Source organism: Guyparkeria sp. WRN-7 (assembly GCF_001641825.1).
GTDB lineage: Bacteria > Pseudomonadota > Gammaproteobacteria > Halothiobacillales > Halothiobacillaceae > Guyparkeria.
The window spans coordinates 94,993-116,987 of record NZ_LRFH01000014.1; the positions used below are offsets into that span (position 1 = coordinate 94,993).

General features: G+C 69.1%; 22 protein-coding genes and 1 tRNA gene. 8 read left to right on the top strand and 15 right to left on the bottom strand.

Annotation, left to right across the window (positions count from 1 at the left end):
* The first annotated feature begins 58 nt into the window (after positions 1-58).
* Positions 59-592 (top strand): FHA domain-containing protein, encoded by a 534-nt coding sequence (locus AWR35_RS04990; RefSeq protein WP_058574850.1) that lies wholly within the window; start codon positions 59-61, stop codon positions 590-592.
* Positions 593-599: 7 nt separating this feature from the next.
* Positions 600-2,276, top strand: a complete 1,677-nt coding sequence (locus AWR35_RS04995; protein WP_058574851.1) for a protein kinase — start codon at positions 600-602, stop codon at positions 2,274-2,276.
* A gap of 12 nt (positions 2,277-2,288) precedes the next feature.
* Here AWR35_RS04995 and AWR35_RS05000 read toward each other — a convergent pair whose 3' ends face one another.
* The 12 genes from AWR35_RS05000 to AWR35_RS05055 all read right to left on the bottom strand — a co-directional run bounded on the left by AWR35_RS05000 (position 2,289) and on the right by AWR35_RS05055 (position 14,852).
* Positions 2,289-3,248: a LysM domain-containing protein gene (locus AWR35_RS05000; protein ID WP_058574852.1), complete on the bottom strand. Its 960-nt coding sequence runs from the start codon at positions 3,246-3,248 to the stop codon at positions 2,289-2,291.
* 73 nt (positions 3,249-3,321) lie between these two features.
* Positions 3,322-4,128 carry a protein phosphatase 2C domain-containing protein gene (locus AWR35_RS05005; RefSeq protein WP_058574853.1) on the bottom strand — a complete coding sequence of 269 codons (807 nt, stop codon included), beginning with the start codon at positions 4,126-4,128 and terminating at the stop codon, positions 3,322-3,324.
* A 95-nt stretch (positions 4,129-4,223) separates the two neighbouring features.
* Entirely contained in the window at positions 4,224-6,143 is a 1,920-nt protein-coding gene (locus AWR35_RS05010; RefSeq protein ID WP_058574854.1) for an ATP-binding cassette domain-containing protein, read from the bottom strand.
* Between the two features lie 259 nt (positions 6,144-6,402).
* Positions 6,403-6,479: transfer RNA gene (locus tag AWR35_RS05015), tRNA-Pro, on the bottom strand.
* 24 nt (positions 6,480-6,503) lie between these two features.
* Entirely contained in the window at positions 6,504-7,481 is a 978-nt protein-coding gene (locus AWR35_RS05020) for a polyprenyl synthetase family protein (RefSeq protein WP_058575248.1), read from the bottom strand.
* Between the two features lie 89 nt (positions 7,482-7,570).
* Entirely contained in the window at positions 7,571-8,950 is a 1,380-nt protein-coding gene (locus tag AWR35_RS05025; RefSeq protein WP_058574855.1) for a hypothetical protein, read from the bottom strand.
* Positions 8,947-10,752: a VWA domain-containing protein gene (locus AWR35_RS05030; protein WP_058574856.1), complete on the bottom strand. Its 1,806-nt coding sequence runs from the start codon at positions 10,750-10,752 to the stop codon at positions 8,947-8,949. The genes AWR35_RS05025 and AWR35_RS05030 overlap by 4 nt, the downstream gene beginning before the upstream one ends.
* 3 nt (positions 10,753-10,755) lie before the next feature.
* Positions 10,756-11,712: a VWA domain-containing protein gene (locus AWR35_RS10750; protein WP_058574857.1), complete on the bottom strand. Its 957-nt coding sequence runs from the start codon at positions 11,710-11,712 to the stop codon at positions 10,756-10,758.
* Positions 11,709-12,212 carry a hypothetical protein gene (locus tag AWR35_RS10755; RefSeq protein WP_058574858.1) on the bottom strand — a complete coding sequence of 168 codons (504 nt, stop codon included), beginning with the start codon at positions 12,210-12,212 and terminating at the stop codon, positions 11,709-11,711. The genes AWR35_RS10750 and AWR35_RS10755 overlap by 4 nt, the downstream gene beginning before the upstream one ends.
* Positions 12,209-13,228 (bottom strand): DUF58 domain-containing protein, encoded by a 1,020-nt coding sequence (locus AWR35_RS05045; RefSeq protein ID WP_058574859.1) that lies wholly within the window; start codon positions 13,226-13,228, stop codon positions 12,209-12,211. Before AWR35_RS05045 ends, AWR35_RS10755 begins: the two co-directional genes overlap by 4 nt.
* On the bottom strand, positions 13,225-14,187 hold the full coding sequence (locus tag AWR35_RS05050; protein WP_058574860.1) for an AAA family ATPase: 963 nt from the start codon (positions 14,185-14,187) through the stop codon (positions 13,225-13,227). Before AWR35_RS05050 ends, AWR35_RS05045 begins: the two co-directional genes overlap by 4 nt.
* Entirely contained in the window at positions 14,184-14,852 is a 669-nt protein-coding gene (locus AWR35_RS05055; protein ID WP_058574861.1) for a metalloregulator ArsR/SmtB family transcription factor, read from the bottom strand. The genes AWR35_RS05050 and AWR35_RS05055 overlap by 4 nt, the downstream gene beginning before the upstream one ends.
* A 143-nt stretch (positions 14,853-14,995) precedes the next feature.
* On the opposite strand from AWR35_RS05055, the gene AWR35_RS05060 reads away from it, so the two are divergent.
* From AWR35_RS05060 to AWR35_RS05080, 5 genes are all read left to right on the top strand, one after another.
* Positions 14,996-15,721, top strand: a complete 726-nt coding sequence (locus AWR35_RS05060; RefSeq protein WP_058574862.1) for an MBL fold metallo-hydrolase — start codon at positions 14,996-14,998, stop codon at positions 15,719-15,721.
* A 45-nt stretch (positions 15,722-15,766) separates the two neighbouring features.
* Positions 15,767-16,225: a hypothetical protein gene (locus AWR35_RS05065; protein WP_058574863.1), complete on the top strand. Its 459-nt coding sequence runs from the start codon at positions 15,767-15,769 to the stop codon at positions 16,223-16,225.
* Between the two features lie 11 nt (positions 16,226-16,236).
* Positions 16,237-16,707 carry a rhodanese-like domain-containing protein gene (locus tag AWR35_RS05070; protein ID WP_058574864.1) on the top strand — a complete coding sequence of 157 codons (471 nt, stop codon included), beginning with the start codon at positions 16,237-16,239 and terminating at the stop codon, positions 16,705-16,707.
* Between the two features lie 131 nt (positions 16,708-16,838).
* Positions 16,839-18,077 carry an MFS transporter gene (locus AWR35_RS05075; protein WP_058574865.1) on the top strand — a complete coding sequence of 413 codons (1,239 nt, stop codon included), beginning with the start codon at positions 16,839-16,841 and terminating at the stop codon, positions 18,075-18,077.
* A gap of 143 nt (positions 18,078-18,220) precedes the next feature.
* Entirely contained in the window at positions 18,221-18,793 is a 573-nt protein-coding gene (locus AWR35_RS05080) for a DUF4124 domain-containing protein (protein ID WP_058574866.1), read from the top strand.
* A 9-nt stretch (positions 18,794-18,802) separates the two neighbouring features.
* Here AWR35_RS05080 and argB read toward each other — a convergent pair whose 3' ends face one another.
* Genes argB through coaBC form a run of 3 tightly spaced genes read right to left on the bottom strand, consistent with a single transcriptional unit; the run spans position 18,803 to position 21,385 of the window.
* Complete coding sequence (gene argB, locus AWR35_RS05085; RefSeq protein ID WP_058574867.1) at positions 18,803-19,690, bottom strand: acetylglutamate kinase; 888 nt, start codon at positions 19,688-19,690, stop codon at positions 18,803-18,805.
* A 41-nt stretch (positions 19,691-19,731) separates the two neighbouring features.
* On the bottom strand, positions 19,732-20,187 hold the full coding sequence (dut, locus tag AWR35_RS05090) for a dUTP diphosphatase (protein ID WP_058574868.1): 456 nt from the start codon (positions 20,185-20,187) through the stop codon (positions 19,732-19,734).
* A complete protein-coding gene (gene coaBC / locus AWR35_RS05095; RefSeq protein ID WP_058574869.1) occupies positions 20,174-21,385 on the bottom strand; it encodes a bifunctional phosphopantothenoylcysteine decarboxylase/phosphopantothenate--cysteine ligase CoaBC in 1,212 nt (403 codons plus the stop codon). Before coaBC ends, dut begins: the two co-directional genes overlap by 14 nt.
* A gap of 70 nt (positions 21,386-21,455) precedes the next feature.
* Here coaBC and AWR35_RS05100 point away from each other — a divergent pair, with 70 nt between their 5' ends.
* Complete coding sequence (locus AWR35_RS05100; RefSeq protein WP_058574870.1) at positions 21,456-21,992, top strand: redoxin domain-containing protein; 537 nt, start codon at positions 21,456-21,458, stop codon at positions 21,990-21,992.
* Positions 21,993-21,995: the final 3 nt, after the last annotated feature.

Sequence of the window (21,995 nt, forward strand, 5' to 3'; positions counted from 1 at the left end):
ATCCGCCCGCCGGTGGGCTATGATGGTGCCCCCGAAAGACCCAATGCGAGGAGACGACATGGAAGGCCGCCGACCGCAGGACGCTACCGCCTCGAACTCGAGCCGTCACCGCTCGGCCGGACCACAGGGAACCCAGCTGTTCCAGGCCGATGAACTGCGCGCCCAGGCCGAGCAGGCCGCCTCGCCGGGCAACACCCGCGCCTCGGTCGCCGAACCGGTGCTCGAGGGTGTCAGCCCCGGGATCGAAGGACGCCGCTATACCCTGCGCGCCGGCCGGCAGACGATCGGCCGCCGCGACGACAACGACATCATTCTCGACGAGCCCAGCGTGTCCTCCTCCCACGCCTGGATCCTCAACCAGCAGGGCCACCACGTGGTCATGAACATGCTTTCGACCAACGGCACCTTCGTCAACGACGAACGGGTGCACGAGGCGACGCTCAAGCATGGCGACCGGGTGCGCCTCGGCCAGGCGGAGTTCGTCTTCCTGACGCGCGAGGCCGGCGACCGCCGTATCGGCGCACGCCACTGGCTGGTGGGAGCGCTGCTGCTCGCCGCCATCGTGCTGGCGTTCACCCTGATCCGGAACTGAACCGGCCGTGACGGCCCCGGAGACCATCGGCCGCTACCGGATCGAAGGCGTCCTCGGCGAGGGGGCGATGTCGGTCATCTACGCCGGCTTCGATCCGAGCATCAACCGTCACCTGGCGATCAAGTGCCTCAAGGACGACGTCGCCCGCGACGCGGCCTACCGACGCCGCTTCCTTACCGAGGCCCGCGCCGCCGGCACGCTCAATCACCCCAATATCGTCACCATCTACGACGTCGGCGAGGCCGATGGCCGACCGTACATCGCCATGGAGCGGCTGCACGGCGAGACCCTGGCCGAACGGGTCGCTCGCGAAGGTTTCCCGCCGATCCCGGTGGTGATCGACCTGGCCGGGCAGATCGCCGCCGCGCTCGACTTCGCCCACCGTCACGGCGTGATCCACCAGGACATCAAGCCCGAGAACATCATCCTGGTGGAAGGCTGGACGCACGCGAAGGTCAACGATTTCGGCGTGGCCCGCCTGCCCGGCGGCGACGAACACCATGACGGCATGGTGGCCGGAACCCCTGCCTACATGGCCCCCGAACAGTTGCACGGCGATCCGACCGACGGCCGCAGCGACCTGTTCTCGTTGGGGGTGCTGCTCTTCTGGCTGCTGACCGGCGACAAGCCGTGGCGCGAGTCCGAGGTCGACCAGCTGATGGCTGAGCGCCAGCGCCACCCGCACCCGTCCCTGGTGCCACGCGACCCGGCAACCCCCGAAGTGCTGCTCGAGATCGTGCGCAGCCTGCTGCAGCCGGCAGCGGAGGAGCGCTATCAGCACGGTCACGAGGTGATCGATGACCTGCGCCACGCGCGCCGCGAGCTCGAAAGGCTGCGCGCCGACCCGGTCGCGACCCGGGTACTGCCGATGCGCGTGCGCTGGGCGGCGATCCTCGGCACCATCCTCACCATGACCCTGCTGGTCGGCCTGGCCTCGGTCTACGTCAAGCAGGATGAGGCGCTGACCGGCCTGGCCGTCGACTTCGGTGCCTCACTCGGGCGCACCATCGCCCACGAGACCGCCGAGGACCTGCTGCTGAACGACCGGATCGCCGTGCGCGCGCTGGTCACCGACATGCAGCGCAACGAGCAGATTCGCTACCTGTCGGTCGCCGATCGCGACGGTCGCGTCATCGCCAGCGCCCAGCCGGGCGAGGTCGGCGACACACTGGGCGCCCTACCGGAGCAGGGCGAGGTGCGGGAACTGGCGGGCGGGATCGTCAGCCACCACGGCACGATCCCGCAGGCAGCCGGCAAGGAGGACATGCTGCTGTTCGACGTCCCGGTACGCTATCAGGACCATCCCATCGGCACGTTGCGACTGGGCATGGACGCCGCCCCGCTGGAAACGGCCAATCGCACCACCCTCGGCGCCATGCTGGTTGCGCTGCTGGCGACGCTGGTGGTGGTGCTGGGTGCGGCGTGGTGGCTGTTCCGCCGCCTGCTCGCCCCCATGGACGTGCTGCGCGATGCGCTGCTGCGCGTGGCACGCGGCGATTTTGCCTACCGCATCCGCCTGATCCGTCGCGACGAGTTCGGCCGGCTGTTCACCGCCTTCAACCTGATGAACGAGTCGCTCGCCAACCAGGAGCGCTCGCCGGAGACCCCGCAGACAGGTCGCGAGACAACGGCCGAACCCACCCGCGTGATCGAGCCTGCCGACCCGCCGGACAAGACGGACTAGCCGTAGGGAACGCTAGAGATCTTCCAGCCGGCGCTGGAGCTCACGGGCCCGCGCGCGGTAGCTGCGTGCCGGCTCGAACGTCGGATCGATGGCCAGCACCCGGTCCCACAACGCGATGGCATCACCGAGCTTCTGGTTGCGGTAGCGCAGGATCGCGCGCTGATGGTAGTCGGCCACCAGGGCCTGCCGCAGCTCGGGCACGCGGCTCGCCGCCGGCTCCAAGGACGGGTCCTGCTCGAGGGCAGCCTCCAGTTGTGCCAGCGCCGCCTCGCGATCGCCCTGTTCCAGCAGGGCCAGCCCGCGTCGCTGCATGGCTGCTGCATCGGAACCGTCGTCCGCATCCCGAGAGCGCTGTGCCGCTAATGGTGCGTCGGGCAGGGCCAGCGCGGCCACCGTCTCGCGCGATGGCCGGGGCGCCGGCGCGAGCGAGCGGCGTGCCGGTCTGCCCGCCTCGCCGACCGGCGGGGTGGCCACTGCCCCTCCCGACGGCGGCCCCGGCAGGCGAATCACCTCGCCGACGCGCAGGTCCGAAGGGTCAGTCGACTCGTTGTAGCGGGCCAGCAGCAGGAACAGCCCCGCATCACCGAGGTGGCGCTCGGCCAGGGCACTGTAGGAATCGCCCGACCGGACGACGTAGCGGTGCGACTCCTCGCCCAGCACGCGCTCCGGATCGGCCTCGAGCTGCTGCATGATCGCCCGGGCGACCGCATCGTCGGGGTGCCGGGCGAGATAGCGATCCAGATCACGCCGCCCCTGGCGATACTGGCCGCGCTGCAGGTCGGCGAGGATGGCGTCCAGCGACCGGGACGAGGCCTCACCCGACGCATCGTCCGCCCTTGCCGTCTTGCCCGACGACGTCAACTGCCCCGTCATCTCCTGCAGGCGTGCATCCACAGCCGACAGCTGCGCGCAACCGCTCATCAGGCCAGCCAGCAGGCCGACCAGCACGAACCGGCCGCCCGCGAACCTCACACCATGATTTCGCCGTGTCGTTGTCGTCATCGCCATCCCACCGGTAACGGCTCGTATCAAGATCAGGCCAAGGTCAGACCAGAGTCAGCCCGCCGAAAAGCCGGCCCAGCCACGACGTCGGCGTCTCGGACCGGGCCAGTATCAGCCCCAGATTGTCGCCCTCCGCACCGCCGCGCTCGCTGCCGCGGGCCAGTCCCTCGCACACGCCATCGTAGAGATCGGGCTCGCGCAGCAGCGCGCCCAGCTCGCTCGTGCCGAGGGTCTCCCAGACACCGTCGCTGCATAGCACGAAACCGTCGCCCGAGCGCAGCGCCGCATAGCCGTGCTCGACCTCCGGGGGCTCGCTGCCGCCCAGTCCGCGCAACAGCACGTGCTGGTCCGGATCCCGGGCAAGATCGGCCTCGCGGATCTCGCCGCGATCGAGCTTGAGGCGGGCGAGGCTGTGATCCCGGGTGACGCTCAGGCAGCGCCGCCCGCGAAAATGATAGAGACGACTGTCGCCCACATGGGCCCAGTAGGCCTGACCTTCGCGCAGCAAGAGGGCGACGACGGTCGAGTGCGGCTCGGCACTCACCCAGGGATTGCGCCGGCGAATCTCCTCATGGGCGGTCTGGCAGAGTGTCTCGAGGAACAGCGCGCCGGGCTGGTCGCGCCAGACCCGCTCGTCCCAGAGATCGCGTGCGGCGTGGATCACGCCACCGGACGCCAGCTCGCCGCCGCCGTCGCCCCCCATGCCGTCCGCGAGCACGAGCAGCGAGGTCGCTTCGCGCCAGTCGTGCAGGCAGATGAGGTCATCCTGCTGGGAGGGCCGGCCGCCCGGCGCCCGTCCGCCGGCGGCTCCCGGCAGTTCACGGATGTCGAAATCCCCTTCCCTGTGCATCGTGCGGCCGCTCCTCGTCCATTTTCGCCCGCGCCGGGCAGGCAATCCGTTGGCGGGCAGTATAGACGCCGCCGACGGCGAGTCGGAAATGGGACTCAGCCGAGCTCCTGCTGCTCGAGCCACTCGGTCTCGAGCGCCTCGAGGCGTTCACTGACGTCGCCGCGCTCGGCCTGCAGCCGTGCCACTTCCTCGTCCTGCTGGCCATCGTAGAGGGCCGGATCGGCCAGTGCGGCGTCGATGGCACTCAGACGCTGCCCCAGCTCGTCGACCTGTCGCTCGAGGCGATCAAGCTGCTTCTTGCGGTTGCGCTCCCGCGCCTGGCTCGCCTTGTCGCGGGGCTTGCCCCAGCTCGACTTGTCGCTGGGCGTCTTGTTTCCCGAGGCACCGGCTGCCTTCGCATCGGACTTCTGGGCCGCCTGCTCGCGGTTGTGTGCCCGGCGGCGCTCGGTGACCGCGTTGCGATAGTCGTCGAGATCGCCGTCGAAGGGCACCGCCTCGCCGTCGCGCACCCACCAGAAGCGGTCGCAGACCAGCTCGATCAGGCTCTTGTCGTGCGAGACCACGAGTATCGCCCCCTCGAACGATTGCAGCGCCTCGGCCAGCGCCTCGCGCATGGCGAGATCGAGGTGGTTGGTCGGCTCGTCGAGGATCAGCAGGTTGGGCGCCTTCCACACCAGCAGCGCCAGCGCGAGACGGGCCTTCTCGCCACCGGAGAACGGTTCGATCGACTCGAAGATGCGGTCGCCGACAAAACCGAAGCGGCCGAGAAAGTCGCGATATTTCTGGGTGGTGCCCTCGCGTTCGGCGACCCGCTCGAGAGCGATCATCGGCGTGTCGCGCGGGTCGAGCTGATCGAGCTGATGCTGGGTGTAGTAGCCCACCTGCACGCCCGGGGCGACGAAACGGTCGCCTCCGATCCAGGTCGGTTCGCCGTCGGCGATCGCGCGGATCAGGGTGGTCTTGCCCGCCCCGTTCGCCCCCAGCACGCCGATGCGATCGCCGGCGCGCACCTGCAGGCCGACGTGCTCGATCAGGGGTTTGCCGTCGTAGCCCACCGCCACGTCGTCGAGGGTGACCATCGGGTCCGGGGCACGCTTGGGCGTCGGGAAGTAGAAAGAGAAGTCGTCGCGGTCGGCGTGACTGGCGGCGATGGTCGGCAGGCGTTCGAGCGCCTTGACCCGGCTCTGCGCCGCGCGCGCCTTGGTCGCCTTGGCGCGGAAGCGGTCGATGAAGCCCTGCAGGCGTTCGCGCTCCTTGGCGATCTTGTCCGCCAGCGCGGCGTCCTGCGCCAGGCGCTCGGCACGCATCGCCTCGAAATCGCTGTAGTGGCCGGTGTAGAGATTGAGCTTCTGGTTCTCGATGTGGGCGATGTGCGTGCAGACGTGGTCGAGAAAATCGCGGTCGTGCGAGACCACGATCAGCGTGCCCGAGTAGCTCACCAGCCAGTCGGCCAGCCAGAAGACCGCGTCGAGGTCGAGGTGGTTGGTCGGCTCGTCGAGCAACAGGATGTCGGAGGGAGCGATCAGGGCACGCGCCAGGTTCAGGCGCATGCGCCAGCCACCGGAGAAGCTCGAGACCGGGTTGTCGATGTGTTCCGGGGCGAAGCCCAGCCCGTCGAGCAGGCGGGCGGCCCGGGCACGGGCGGTGAATCCGCCGGCGGCCTCGAACTCCGGGTAGAGCTCGGCCAGCCGCATGCCGTCGTTCTCGGTCTCCGCCTCGCGCAGGGCATCGGCGAGGCGGGCATAGTCGCGGTCGCCGTCGAGGACGTAATCGACCGCCGAGGTCTCGAGCGCCGGGGTTTCCTGCTCCACGGTGGCCATGCGCTGTCCGCCGGCCCATTCGATGTCACCCGCATCCGGCGCGATCTCGCCCTCGAACATGGCGAGCAGGCTCGACTTGCCGGTGCCGTTCTTGCCCACGAGACCCATGCGCTGACCGGGCAGCAGGGTGAGATCGGCGTCCTCGAGCAGCAACTGCGGGCCACGGCGGAGCGAGACGGACTTCAACTGGATCATTGTTTCCTCCCGGAAGACGGGTAGACCGCCACGTGCATGGCAGCACGGCAACGGATGGCGCTCCCCCTGGGCAAAACACCTGGGCAAACAAGAAAAGGGACTCGCGCGCCTGTCACGGGCGCTGCAAGGAACGGCCCCACGTCACCGGCGTGCGACACGCACCTCGCCGAGCGGATCGGCCGCCTCGCTCCATGAGGGAAAGAGGGAAGCCCAAAACCAAAAAGGCCGGGACCCCAAACGGGGCCCCGGCCGGGGAATTTGGTCGGAGTGGCAGGATTCGAACCTACGACCCCTACGTCCCGAACGTAGTGCTCTACCAGGCTGAGCTACACTCCGAAAAGACCGGCGACACCATCGGTGTCAGTGGTCGCGCTGGACGCTGATGTCCGCCAGGGCGGACAGGGCTCGGGAGTAGACACTGTCCGGCAACACCGTCAGTGCCTGCTTGGCCGCATCGGCCTCATGTCCAGCGAGCGCCGAAGTATACGAGAGTGCGTCGGTCTGTTCAACCACCTTGAGCACCTCGTCGATCCGGGCCGCCGTCTGCGACTCGATCGCCTCGCGGACCAGCGCCGCACCAGCCGCATCGGCGCGCTTCATGGCGATGATCAGGGGCAGCGTCGGCTTGCCCTCGTTGAGGTCGTCGCCGACGTGCTTGCCGGTCTGCGCCTCGTCACCGCGATAGTCGAGCACGTCGTCGACCAGCTGGAAGGCGACCCCGAGGCGATAGCCGTATTCGCCCAGCGCCGCCTCGGTGGCCTCGTCACGGTCGTCGAGCACGGCGGCCAGCCGGCAGGCGGCCTCGAACAGCGTCGCCGTCTTGCGGCCGATGACGTCCATGTAGCGCGCCTCGGAGACGGCGGCATCGCCTATGTTCATCAGCTGCATCACCTCGCCCTCGGCGACCCGGTTGGTGGCATCGGCAAGGATCGCCATCACCCGCGGGCGCTCGACCTCGACCATCATCTGGAAGGCCCGCGAGTAGAGAAAGTCGCCGGTGAGTACCGAGGCGGCGTTGCCGAAACGGGCGTTGGCGGTGTCGTGGCCGCGGCGCAGGGTCGACTCGTCGACCACGTCGTCATGCAGCAGGGTGGCGGTATGGATGAACTCGACCACCGCCGCCATCTGCGCCGCGCCCGGCAGCTCGGCGTTCTCGCCGCGCAGGGCACGGCTGGTGAGCATGTGCAGCAACGGGCGAAAACGCTTGCCGCCGGAGTGAACGATGTAGTTGCCCAGCTGGTTGATCAGGGCGACGTCCGAGCCGAGCCGCTCCATGATCACGCGGTTGACGGCCTGCATGTCGTCGGCCATCAGGTCGCGGATCTCGTTCAACTGCATGCTCATCGGTCTCGCTCGTTATGTTTCTTATCCGGCATGGCGCCGGGCGGCGCGCCGTCGCCAACCTTACACCATGGCCCGATGACGGACTACCGGAACCAGTGGGCGGGCAGCCCTTCGATCAGCCGTTGCCGCAGCGTATCGAATTCATCCGGCTGCGGGCGCTGCTGCGGATCGAAACACCACGACTCCAGCGTGGCCAGCGCCACCAGCCATTCCTCCGATGCGCCGCGCTGGGCCAGCCGCTCGTGCGTCACCGGTCGAACGAGGCTTGGCAAGGCATTCAGCTCGGCAAGCAGTTGTCGACGCAGCGCCTGGGGCTCCTCGCATGCCCGCAGCCGCCGACGTGCTGCCCGCCGGGCGCGCCGGGCCTGCCAGTACCGCCAGACCCGGCGCCCCGTGATCACCAGGACAACCGCAGCGGCCAGGCCGGCCAGCAACCACGGCAGGGCGGCCCACAACGCCGCCAGCCGACGTTCCGTGGGCTCGGCCTCCCAGGTCACCGTGCGGGCATCGAGCCGGACGTAGTCGAGCTCCACCCCCGGATCGGCGGCGCGCGGATCGATGTAGGGCAGGCGCAGGGACGGCAGGTCCGCCTCGCGGCGACCGTCCGCACCGCCCTCGACCGTGGGCAACAACGAGATATCGACCTGCCAGATGCTAGCCAGTGGCGAAATCCGCTCGGCGGCCGGCAAGGCCTCGGCCGAGTCGCTGCCCAGCTCGTGGATAGCGGGACTACCGAGACGGAGGCCCGGCGGGGCGACCAGTTGCGCGTCGATCAGGCGCGACAGCGCCTCGGCGGTCAGCCCCTCGCCGCGCACCCGGAACTGCCAGCCACCCGGCTCGCCGGCGACCAGCGCGTCGACCGCCACTCCCTCCACGGCCAGTTCGGGGGTCACCGGCAGATAGGTCGGCAGATGCGCCGGCAACTCGACCACGTCGAGCCGGCGGGCGACCGGCACAAAGGCGTATTCACTCTGCGCCAGGCCCACCACCTCGAAATCGATACGGCTGAACTCAAGGCGCAGTTCCCCGCCGCGCAATGCCTGCACCGCCCACCGGTAGTGACGACGATCGACCAGCCGGCCGTCGATCTCCACCGTATCGCGGGTCACCGCCAGCGGCCGGGCATCGATACCCTCGCCCTCGGGGCGATGCACCTCGACCTCACGCACCTGCCGCGCGGGATCAAGGATGGTCTGGGTAACGAGGAAGGTCTCGCGCTGAACCGGGTCCAGCCGGGTCACCTCGGTGCTCACGATCACGCCTTCGGGGGCACGCCCGGCACCCGCCTCGCTAGTCGACCGGGCGATCGGCGGCAGAGGCTCGATCGGCCCGAGCTCGATCGCCTCGGCAAAGCGGTCGGTTTCCCGATCGGGCTTCGGCAACGGAATATCGGCATGCGCCGGGCCAGCCATCGCGGCCAGGCCAAGCAGCATCGCGAGCAGGGACGTCACGGCTTGCTTCATGACCCGTCCTCCCCGGAGAGCCGCTGCTCGACCACCGCCTTGTACGGCTGCTGGCGCAGCAGTCCCTCGATCGCCGGCTGCGGCCGGTCCTCGATGCGCTCGAGCTTCTTGCGCGCCCCCTGCAGCAGCCCCTCGTTGAGGCGGAAGGCCTCGCCGCTATCGGCCGACCCCGACGCCACGGGGCCGCTGCCGCCACCCTGGCTTTCGAGAAACTCCTCGCTCATGCGCGCGCCCCGCGTCTCGTCCAGCGGGTCGGGCTGCATGGAATCAAAACCGCGGAAGCCCGGCTGGTCCTCGGCGGGGCCCTCACGGGCGGCCTCGATCAGGGACGCGGCCAGCTGACGATTGCGCTCCGCCGGGTCGTGCTCCGGGTCCAGCAGCAGCACGGCATCGAAGGCCGACACCGCGGCCCGGTAGCGACCCGCGAGCACCAGGGCATTGCCGAGGTTGAACAGGGCCAGCATGCGCGGCTCGGCGGCCTCGGCCAGCCAGACCGCGGCCTGCAGCCGTTCGATGGCATGGGGGTAGTCGGCACGACGGTAGGCGGTCAACCCGCTGCCGAGCCGGGCGTCGTAACCGCTGGCCCGGTCGAAGCCGGACTGGGCCCGGGCGAATTCGCCCGCCTCGAAGGCCGCCCAGGCCTCCTTGAGCAGGGTGTCCTGCGTGTCGGCATCGACCACCGGCTCGGCATGGGCGGCCGTGAACAGCAGCGGCGTGATCAAGATGAGTGCGACCGCCAGCCCGTTCTTGCGGCGGACCGACGGGCCCCATTCGAACCACAGATGCAGCGCGAGCGCGACCATCGCGACCCACAACGCCAGCACGGCGACCGACTGCTGCCGCTCGAGCGCGCTCTCGGGCACGGGCGGAGCCGGCAGGGCCGCCAACGCCCCGGCCAACGCGTCGGCATCCTCGCGCAGGATGCCGGTCCGGCGCGCCATGCCACCAGTCAGCCCGGCTATTTCCGCGACGCGCTCGAATTGCGGGGTGGATGTGAGCACGTTGTGATCGTCGTCGCGCAATGGCTGGCCATCACGGTAGAGACGCGCCGTCTCGCGGGCCATCGTCACCGCCAGCACGGGGATGCCCTGCTCGTCGAGGCGTTCGGCGGCCGTCAGCACTCGGCTGCCCTGCTCGCCGGCAAACTGGCGCGCATCGCCACTGGTGATCCAAACCACGGCCCCACCGGCCAGGGCCTGCATGCGCGCGGCCAGTGCCAGGGCGCGGTCGGGCCGGGCCGCCAGGCGCGTGCCGGTCAACCCCGGCAACTCGTCGGCATAAAAGCCCAGCAGGTCCGGATCGGGACTGACCGGCAGCAATACGCCGGCGGTGTCCGCATAGCGCATCAGCCCCACGGGTCGGCCGGGGTCCGCCTCGGCGAGGAGCTCCATCAGCAGGACGGCGCGTCCGATCCGGTCGGGCTCGACATCCCGGCCGGTCATGGCCGCCGAGCCGTCGACCACGAACAGTACCGGCGCGCGTGCCTCGCCACCGGTCTCGCCCGGCTGGGGCAGACGCGGGTCGGCCAGTGCCAGGGTGGCGAACAGCCAGAACAGCAGCCACAGACCGCGCGCCAACCAACCGGCCCGGACCCCGGCCGAGCGGCCCTCGGCAAAGGCCCAGGGACGCAGCGACGGGTCGGCATAGCGGTCCAGCCGGGCCTGGCGGCGGCGTTGCCAGAGCGCGAGACCGACCGGCAGCACCAGCAAGGCGAATGCCTCGGGGCGCACCAGCACCGGCCAGCTCTCGGCATTCGCGAGGAGCCCCCAGAGCTCGATCAGGCTGTCGACGTGTCCGCCCATGCGTTAGACCTGCAGCCGTGCGTTGAAGAACTGCGCCATCAGCAACGACAGCAATCCCGCACCGAGAAACCAACCCAGCAGCGGGTGGCGTGTCCGGTGGCTCGGCTGGCCGGCATCGGCCGTCTGGTGGCGCGCCATGGTTTCGGTCACCGACATCAGCGCCTCGCGGTCGCCGGCGGCAATCGCCTGCCCGCCCGACAGCCTCGCCAGGTCCTCCAGGGTCGGCTCGCCGCCGGCCACGCCACTGTCCGCCGGCGCCAGGTTGATGGTATAGAGCTCGATATTCTCGGCGCGCGCCACGGTCAGCGCCTCGGCGGGGGACATCTCGCCGCCGGTATTCACCCCGTCGGTCCAGACCAGCAGCTGCGGCGGCACCTCGCCGCGTTCGCGGCGCTGGGCGATCTGCTCCATCGCCACCGCGAGCCCGTCACCCAGCGCGGTCGCACTGCCATCGAGGCCCGGCTCGAGCTGCTCGATCCAGAAACGCAGCACCGCGTGATCATCGGTCTCCGGCACCAGCGTCCCGGCCGAATCGGTCACCACCAGCAGCGAGAAGCGATCGTCGGGGTGCGCCTCGAGAAAGGCGAGCAGGGCCTCGCGCATCACCGTCATCCGCGAGACCGGCTGGTCGTCGGCATCGCGAAAATCACGTGCGGACATGCTCGGGCTGGCATCGACCAGGAGGACGATCGAGCGGGACGGTGGGTCGAGGGCGACCGACTCGCCCAGCCAGACCGGTCGGGCCAACGCCAGGATCAGGCTGGCCAGTGCCGCGAACAGGAACACGATCAACCAGCGCTGACCACCCTGCGGCCGGCCCGCCGCGTCACTGCCTCCCAGCGCCGGGTGGCGCAGCAGGCGCGCCGGCGGCCGGGCGAGGATGCGTCGCGACCAGGCGGGATAGAGCAGTGGCAGCACCACCAGCAATGTCAGCACCCAGGGCGAGTCGAAGCCGATCATGCGCGTGCCCCCCGCCGCCAGAGGGCGCGGCGCATCCGGCGCAACTGTTCGGCAAATTCCCGCGGCTCGGCGGTACGCCCCGTGGCGAAGCGGGCGTGGTCGAGACGATGCATCCAGTCCGACCACGGCGGCGGCAACGTCTCGCGCCGCGGCGCCTGACCGCCATGCTGCCAACGGGCGATGGCCATCGCGGTGCGATCCTGCAGCGAGCGCAGCGACGCCCCGGCATCCGTCCGGCGGGCGAGGCGCTCGAGGCGGAGGAGCGTCAGGGCCAATCGCAGGTCGCGACGACGACGCCAGGCGACCATCGCCACGGCGAGCACGGCCAGGATGGCGACCACCGCCAGCCAGCGTCCATCGGCCGCGGCGGCATCCACGCCTGTCGTCGGCGGGACGGCCGCCGGATCCAGCCAGGGGGCGGTGAACACGTCCACCAGCCGCTCCGGCGCGGTCTCGGGCGGGCCGCCCTCCGGGTGCTGCCAGTCGCGGTACTCGCTCATACCGTTGCCCCCGCGGATCGGGCCAGGGCGACCGGCACCTCGGCCAGCCAGTCGGCCGGCTCGGCATCGGCGGCAAGCGGCAGGAAGGCTGCCCCCAGCGCCTCGGCCGATTCGCGCCAGCGAGCCAGGGCCTCGCGCTGGGCGCGAGCGAACCCGTCACGCCAGCGCCGACTGCCCGTATCCAGCCAGCGCGCGTCGCCACCGGTCTCGAAGGCGACCAGGCCCATGTCGGGCATGTCCAGTTCGACCCGGTCGCTCACGGACACGAAAATCAGATGCTGATCGGCCGCCAGCGGTGCCCAGTCGATCGCCCGACCCGGACCGGTATCGGCCAGACAGTCGGACAGGACGATGATCACCGAGCCGGCAGGCAACCGCTGCGCGAGGCGCTGACGAAGCCCCGCCCAGTCCACCGGCGCGGCATGCTCGCCCACCTCGCCGGCCGCCTCGGCCAGCTCGCTCAGGCGCTGCAGGATCGCGGCCTGACCGGTGACCGGTCCGGCGGCATGATGCCCCGGGCAGAACGCCTCGCCGACCGGGTGGATCTCGACGGCCAGGTTCTGCCGCAGCGCGCCGGCGGCGAAGGCGTGCGCGGCGAGCAGGGCCTGGGTCAGCTTGAGCCGCCGATGGGTACCGAAGCGCATCGCCGCACCACAGTCGACCACCAGGTGGGCCTGTCGCTGTGCCGGCTCGCGATGCATGCGCACCACCGGCTCGTTGACCCGCGCGGAGATGCGCCAGTCGATCCGCGCCGCCGGCTCGCCCGGCTGGTAGGCACGCAGCTGTTCGAAGTCCAGTCCCTCGCCGAGGCGACGGGCGAGCTGGTCGCCGGACAGCCGGGTGCTGGTGGGAAAGTCCTCGCCCACCAGGGAGGGCAGGCGCTCGCCCCCGGCCCAGGCGATCGCGATCTCGTCACGCCCGGGCGCCAGACCGGCCGCCTGAGCGCGGGAGGCGCCCGCCGTCGAAGCGTTGCGCCCGAGTCGCGCCATCAGCCGCTTAAGGCCGCTCGGCTTCACGGCGCCGGGATCAGCTCGAGCAGGCGCTCGATCACCGTATCGCGGGTCAGACCACTGACCATGGCGCGGGGACCGAGGATGATGCGGTGGCGCAGCGCGTCCTTCGCCAGGCCGATCAGGTCGTCGGGAACGATGTAGTCGCGCCCCTCGAGGAAGGCGGCCGCGCGGGCGGCCTGCACCCACGCTAGGGCGCCGCGCGGCGAGGCACCCACCAGCACCTGATCGGCCAGTTCGGGATCGAGTTCACCCACCCGACGCGTCCCGGCAACCACGTCGACCACCCAGCGCTGCAGCGCCTCGTCGCATTGCACCTGACGGACCGACTCGCGGGCGGCGAGCACCTGGTCGACGGTGATGTTGCGCGCCTCGCCCACCGGGTTGCTGCCCAGCGAGCCGTCCAGCGTGCGCTTGAGGATGTCGTACTCGTCCTCACGCTCGGGGTAGTCGAGCGCCACATGGAGCATGAAGCGGTCCATCTGCGCCTCGGGCAGCGGGTAGGTGCCCGACTGCTCCAGCGGGTTCTGCGTCGCCATGACGAGGAACAGCTCCGGCAGGTCGCGGCTGTGGCCGGCGACCGTGACCTGGCGCTCGGCCATCGCCTCGAGCAGCGCCGACTGCACCTTGGCCGGTGCCCGGTTGATCTCGTCGGCGAGGATGATCTCGTTGAACAGCGGCCCGGCCTCGAAGGTGAACTCGCGGGTCTCGGGGTGATAGACCTCGTTGCCGAGCAGGTCGGCCGGCAGCAGGTCGGGGGTGAACTGGATCCGCTTGAAGCGCGCGTGCACGCCTTCGGCCAGCGCCTTGATCGCGGTGGTCTTGGCCAGCCCCGGCAGGCCCTCGACCAGCAGGTGCCCGCCGGTCAGCAGGCCGATCAGCAGCCGGTCGACCAGCTCGCCCTGGCCGACGATGTAGTGGCCCAGGTGGGCACGAAGGTTCTGGATGGGCATCTGTTCGGTCATGACGCGGCTTTCTCTTCAGTACTGATGGGCAGGCCGGCGAGCTTCCACTCCGGAAAGCCCGGACCGAGGCGACGACTGCGAAATCCTGCCTTGCGCAGCCGCTCGACGGCCTCGAACGAGAAGGTGCAGTACGGGCCACGGCAGTAGGCGATCACCTCGCGCTCGGGATCGAGCTCGGCCATCTGGCGCTCCAGATCCGCCACCGTGACGTTCACGGCACCCGGGATGTGACCGGCCTCGTATTCCTCTGCCGGCCGGACGTCGATCAGCGTCACCAGGCCCTCGCGGCAACGCTCGATCAGCTCCTCGGCGGAGACCGGTTCGAGGGAATCCTTCTGGTGCAGGTGATCGTCGACCATCTGGCGCACCTCGGCCAGGTGGCGCTCGCCGACACGGCGGAACACGTCCAGCAACTCGATCACGTCATCGTCTGCGATCGAGTAGAACACCTGCTTGCCGGCGCGGCGTGCGACCACCAGGCCTGCCTGCTGCATGCGTTGCAGGTGCTGGGAGGTGTTGGCGATCGACAGCCCGGCGACGCGCGCCAGACCGTCGACCGAACGCTCGCCCTGCGCCAGGTACTCGATCAGCTCCAGGCGGCGGCCGTTGGAAAGCACCTTGCCCAGTCGGGCGAACTGGTCATTGACTTGTTGCTTGAAGGACACGGGCCCCTCCAGACGAATGCGGACGGATATACAACCACTGTCGGGCAATTCCCACAAGCGGGCCGCGCGACTCACCCGTCGATCTTGACATACATTCAATTGAATCATTGAATGTTGCTCGAGTCCACTGCCTCGAGATCCACATGTTCCTGATCCAGCACCCCTGTGAATTCAGCTCGCTGGCCTACCTGTTCGGCTGCGCCGGCAAGGGCGTGGCCATGGCCGTCGACGTGCATGCCGACGACGTCGATCGTTTTGTCGAGATGGCAACCCAGCAAGGCGTCGACATCCGCTACGTCGTCGACACCCACGTGCACGCCGACCACCACTCCGGCGGCCCGGCACTGGCGCGGCGTACCGGAGCGGAGTACCTGCTGCACGAGTCCGCGCCGGTACGGCATGCCTTTCGTGGCGTCGCCCACGGCGAGTGCCTCTCGCTGGGCAATGTCAGTGTCGAGGTGCTGCACACACCAGGGCATACCGACGATCACATCTGCCTGCTGGTCACCGACCACAGCCGTGCCGACGAGCCCTGGTGCCTGCTCACCGGTCACACCCTGTTCCCCGGCGGCGTCGGCCGGCCCGACCTGCACGGCCGCGAACGCGAGATGGCGGCCAAGCTCCACGATTCGCTGTTCGGCCGCGTGCTCAGCCTGCCCGACCACATCGAGATCCTGCCCGGCGCCCAGGCCGGCAGCGCCTGCGGCGGCGGCATCAGCGGCAAGCCCGTCTCGACGCTCGGCTTCGAGAAGCGCCACAACGACGGGCTCCTGCGCGACCGGGCGCGCTTCGTCGACACCATCGCCGCGTTCGAGCTGCCGCCGATCGAGGCCATGGCATCGTTCTACGACTTCAACACCGGGACCTGATCCCGATAAACCATGATCTCGCCCCAAACACCAGGAGGAATACTTATGACACTGACGGGACACTTCAAGATCGGGCTTTTGGCCGCGACCCTTGGTCTCGGCGCCGCCATGCTCAACACGGCCTCAGCCGAGGACATCGTGCCCGGAGCCACCGGCCCCAACGGCCAGGCGGTACTCACCTTCATCGGCAAAGAGCCGCCCGGTACGCGCTGCAACAACAACCTGCAAGTCGCCGTGCAGGTGGCCAATACCTACCAGGTGCCGATTCAGATCCTTTCCGCCAGCATGGCCGACGGTCTGCCGGCACCGTCCGTCTACTACGGCGACCAACTGATCGCCGCCGACGGCGCCGACTTCAACGGCATGTCCAGTTACCAGATGGTTGCCGACACGCTGGAGATGGACGGCGTACCGAAACACGAATCGGTCGGCCTGATCGGCAATGAAAAGGTCAACAAGGAATTCACCGACCTGCAGTCGATCATCAAGACCGGCGGCAATTAAGGAGCACGCAAATGACAAATCTCAAGACACTCCTGACCGCACCGATCCTGGCGCTCGCGTTCACCGGCGGCCCGGCAATGGCGGAGAACGAGGAGCTGGTCGATGCCATGCAGGGCTATGCCATGTTCCAGGAGTACCACGGCGCGACCATCCGACCGGAACAGATCCCGGCGGGCGAGTGGGAGAACATCACCATCGTCGATACCCGCGATGCCGGCCAGTACGCCGAGGATCACATCCCCGGCGCCATCAATATCGAATGGCGCCAGATCCTCGAGCGCCGGGACGAGCTACCGACCGACGAGCAGGTATTGGTCTACTGCAACACCGGCACGCTTTCAGCCCAGGCCGGCCTGATGCTTCGCCTGGCGGGGATGGACAATGTCCGCATCCTCCAGGGCGGCTTCACCGGCTTCAAGGAAGCGGGTGGCTTCGAGGCGAACGCGCGGGCTCAAGAGGCGGTTCAGGAAGCAGCCAAGTAAGTCACCCCGCCACGCCCCGCATAGCCCGGGGCGTCTTGCCGGATTCGGCCCGCTTGGTCGGACCGCATCCGGCAAGACGTGTAAACCACAGATACAGAACCAAGTCACGCGCAAGGGGCAAGAGGTAACCCATGGATATCAGTCACCGGGATATCACTCACGGCATTGCCGCCAATCGCGGCCAGTTCGTCCACTTCCTGCTGCAGGTGTTCTTCGTCGGCGCCCTGGTGGGCATGACCCGCACGGTGCTGCCGGTACTGTCCGAGTCCGATTTCGGACTGGCCGCCGGCGCGTTCACGCTGCTGGCGAGCTTCGTGGTGATCTTCGGCGTGATCAAGGCGGCACTCAATCTGCTCGCCGGGCGGCTGTCCGACCGCTACGGGCGCAAGCGGGTGCTGGTGGCCGGCTGGCTGTTCGCCATCCCGGTGCCGTTCCTGCTGCTGATCGCCGATTCCTGGGGCTGGGTGCTGCTGGCCACCGTTTTCCTTGGCATCAACCAGGGGCTGGCCTGGTCGATGGCATTGAACAGCAAGCTCGATCTGACCCACGCCCACCAGCGCGGCCTGGTCAACGGGGCGAACGAATTCGCCGGCTACGGCGGCGTGGCGGTGGCCGGCTATCTCGCGGCGATCGCCGCCGAGCAGTTGGGCGCCCGCGAGGGGCTGTTCTGGTTCGGTCTGGTCGTGACCCTGCTGGCACTGGCGCTGGCCGTGTGGATGGTTCGCGACACGCTTCCCTGGGCGCATGCCCAGCAACAGGCCAGCGACAACGGCAAGACCCCGCCAACGCGAAACGGGCTGGCGTTCTTCCTGCACGCCACCTGGGGCAATCGCAGCCTGCTGGCGATCAACCAGGCCGGCCTGGTGGAAAAGTTCACCGACACGATCATCTGGCTGTTCGTGCCCATCCTGCTGGTCGCGCGAGGGGCGGACCTGGTCACCGCGGGCTTCCTGGTCGGCATCTACGGGGTGGTCTGGGGCGCCGGCCAGCTGATCACCGGCCCGGCCTCGGATCGTCTCGGCCGCCGCGGGCTGATCGTCGGCGGCATGTGGCTGTGCGGGGCCGGCATCGTCGCGATCGTGATGAGCCACCAGATCTGGATCTGGGCAGCGGCCCTGACGGTGACCGGTATCGGCATGGCGATGCTCTACCCCACGCTGGGCGCCGCCGTCGCCGACCACTGCGAGCCGGTCGAACGAGCTGGCGTGCTCGGCGTCTATCGTTTCTGGCGGGACTTCGGCTATGCCGTCGGGGCACTGGCGCTCGGCCTGGCCGCCACGCTCAGCGGCAACATCGAGGCCGGGTTCTGGTTGGTCGGGGTTGCCATGACGCTCTCGGGCCTGTGGGTTGCCATGCGGCTTGCCCCGTGACACGCGCCCACAGGTTGGCATCGGGCTTGCAGCTACCCGGACAAATGCAACCGGATCCGCGCTGGACGCCCCCTCACTGTCAACTTGTGACGCCGAGCGGACAGACAAAGGATTCGATCTGGACAATATAAAGAGAGGATCCCATGCGCGTTCGTCAGACCCTGCTGATCGCCACACTCGTCAGCATGATCTCGCCGATGTTCGCCGCCCAGGCGGCCGGCATCACCTACCGCTGGGTCGATGCCGACGGCAACCTGCAGCTGAGCGACACCCTCCCACCGCGAGCGGCGTCACAGGGATACAAGGTACTCGACCCGTCGAGTGGCCGGGTGCTGCGCGAGGTCGCACCGCAGAAGACCGAGCAGCAGCGCGCCCGCGAACAGGCCGAGCGGCAGGCGGCGCAGCAGCAACAGCAGGCGGCCCGCGAACAGGCACGCCGCGACCGCGTCCTGCAATCGCTGTACGGTAGCGAGGAGGACATCAAGCGGGTACGCGACGAGCGGCTCGACCGGATGGATGGCCGCATCCGGCAGATGGAAGGATCGATCGAGCGGATGGAGGCCGCGATTGCCGCCGGTCACGGCGACGAGCAATACAAGCGCGACCTGAAGAAACTCCGGCAATCGCTCGAGGAAACCCGTACCGAGCGCCGCGACATGGCCGAGCGCTACGAATCCGACCTGCAGCGCTTCCGCGAGCTCCAGCGGCAGAACTGAGCCGAGGGATCAGCCGCGGATCAGGGTACCCACGCCCTGGTCAGTGAGCAGTTCGAGCAGCACGGCGTGCGGCACCCGGCCGTCGATGATCTGCACCGTCTTCACCCCGCCACGCACCGCATCCAGGGCGAAGTTGATCTTCGGCAGCATGCCGCCGTAGATGGTGCCGTCCGCAATCAGCCCCTCGACGTCGTCGGCGGTCAGCCCGGTGAGCAGTTCGCCGTCGCCGTCGAGCACGCCGGCGGTGTTGGTCAGCAAGAGCAGCTTCTCGGCATTCAGCACCTGGGCGACCTTGCTCGCCACCACGTCGGCGTTGATGTTGTAGGCCTCGCCGTCCTCGCCCACGCCGATCGGCGCGATCACCGGGATGACGTCCGACGCGTCCAGCGTCTGGATGATGCCCGGATCGATCGAGGCGACCTCGCCGACGTGACCGATGTCGATGATCTCCGGCTCGTCGAGCTCGGGATGCTGGCGCGTGACCTTGAGCTTGCGCGCCCGGACTAGGCCGGCATCACGGCCGGTCAGCCCCACCGCGCGACCGCCATGGCGGTTGATCAGGGCGACGATGTCCTTGTTGACCAGCCCCCCGAGCACCATCTGCACCACGTCCATGGTCTCGCGGTCGGTCACGCGCATGCCCTCGACGAATTCGCCTTCCTTGCCGATCTTCTCCAGCAGCTGGTTGATCTGCGGCCCGCCGCCGTGAACGATCACCGGGTTCACGCCCACCTGCTTCAACAGCACGATGTTGCGGGCGAAGGCGTCCTGCAGGGCCTCGTCCACCATGGCGTTGCCGCCAAACTTGATCACCACGGTCTTGTCGAACAGGCGCTGGATGTACGGCAGCGCCTCCATCAGCACGTCGGCCGTCAGGGCGGGGTCGAATCGGGGCATGTGGGAATCTCTGTGTCCTGGGATGGAATAGGGGAGTCGCGTCAGGCCCGGCCGGTATGGCCGAAGCCACCGGTGCCGCGCTCGCTCTCGGAGAACTCGTCGACGGCCTCGAAGGCCACCTGGACCACCGGCACCACGATCAGCTGGGCGATGCGCTCGCCCACGTCGATGGTGAAGTCACTCTTGCCGCGGTTCCACACCGAGACGAACAGCTGCCCCTGGTAGTCGGAGTCGATCAGGCCCACCAGGTTGCCCAGCACGATGCCGTGCTTGTGGCCCAGCCCGGAGCGCGGCAGGATCATCGCCGCCAGCTCCGGGTCGTCGAGGTGGATCGCCATGCCGGTCGGCACCAGCTCTGTCTGCCCCGGGGACAGGGTGAGCGGCGCCTCGAGACAGGCCCGCAGGTCGAGACCGGCGGAGCCGTCGGTGGCGTAGTCGGGGCGGGGAATCTCGTGACCCAGTCGCGGGTCGAGCCATTTGACCTCAACGCGATGCATGCTTTTCCTGTCGAATCTGTTGGTAGGTGTCGAGGACCTCGCCGGCCAGCCGCGTCTTGTCGGCGGTGGGCAGGTCGCGCTCGCCGCCCTCCCAGAGGAGGAGCAGCGCATTGTCGGGGGTATCGAAGCCGAGGTGCTCGCCGACCCGGTTGGCACAGACCAGGTCCATGCCCTTGGCGCGGCGCTTGGCCTCGGCATGCTCGGCCAGCCGCTCGGTCTCGGCGGCGAAGCCGATCACGAACGGACGATTATCGCGCGCCGCAACACCCTGAAGGATATCGGGGTTGCGGACCAGTTCGAGGCTCAGGGTCTCGCCCTGCTTCTTGAGTTTGTTGCCGGCAGGCGTGGCGACGCGGTAATCGGCGACCGCCGCGGCGCCGATGAACAGGTCCATGGTCTCGATCGCCTCGACCTCGGCCTGCATCTCGGCGGCCGTCTGCACGTCGACGCGGCTCACGCCGGACGGGGTGGGCAGTGCGGACGGCCCGGCGACCAGGGTGACGTCCGCGCCGCGACGGGCGGCCTCGGCAGCCAGCGCGAACCCCATCCGCCCCGAAGAGCGGTTGGCGATGAAACGGACCGGATCGATCGGCTCGCGGGTTCCCCCGGCGGTAACAACCACCTGCTGGCCGACCAGCTCGCCTGATGCCGCATCCGCCAGCACGGTGGCGGCGATCGCCTCGGGCTCCATCATGCGTCCGGCGCCGGTCTCGCCGCAGGCCTGCGACCCCTCGTCCGGGCCGAGCAGGCGCACGCCGCGTTTGACCAGCACGTCGCGATTGGCCTGGGTGGCCGGGTGTGCCCACATCTGCCGATTCATCGCCGGGGCGAGTTGAACCGGCGCCTCGCTTGCAAGACAAAGCGTGGTCAGCAGGTCGTCGGCCATGCCGGCGGCCAGCCGCGCCATCAGGTCGGCGCTGGCCGGTGCGATGACGATGCGCTCGGCCCAGCGCGCCAACGCGATATGATCCATGCCGGACTCCGCCTCGGCGTCCAGCAACGTGGTGCGCACGGGTTGGCCACTGACGGCCTGGAAGGTCAGCGGAGCGACGAACCGGGTCGCGGACTCGGTCATCACCACGCGCACTTCCGCACCGGCGTCGACCAGGCGACGGACCAGCGTCACGGCCTTGTAGGCCGCGATGCCGCCGGAAACACCGACGAGAATGCGTTGCTTGCTGGATGACGAGGCGTTCATGAGCGCAGTTTACCAGCGCCGACCATTCGACGCTGCGGCGCCCGACACACCCCACCGACCGGAACGACCGATGGCAGAAGCCCCCGAACCGACGACCAAACGCAAACGCCGCCTGCCGCGCTGGGCACGCTGGACACTGGAGGGCATGGTCTTCATCGCCGCCCTGCTGGCAGTCCAGGCCTGGATGGGCCCGGACCTGCCGGAGGGCGAGATCCCCGGCATGAACGTCACGACCCTAGACGGGGACTCGGTGACCATCGGCGGCACAGCACAGGAGCCCGCGGTGGTGGTGTTCTGGGCCACCTGGTGCGGTTACTGCGAGCTGGAAATGCCCTGGCTGGTCGACATGGTCGACGATCACCGCGTCATCACCGTCGCGATGCAGTCGGGCGATGCCGCAACGGTACGCGAGTACCTGGCCGAGAACGATCTGGAGGCCCTGCCGGTGGTCAACGATCCGACCGGCCGACTCGCGAAGAACCTGGGGGTTGGCGTCACGCCGACCTTCCTGTTCTTCGACGAGAACGGACACGTGGCGCACAGCACCACCGGGCTGACCAGCCCCTGGGGCATCCGGCTGCGGCTGTGGTGGCTGGGCCGCGGCTGACCG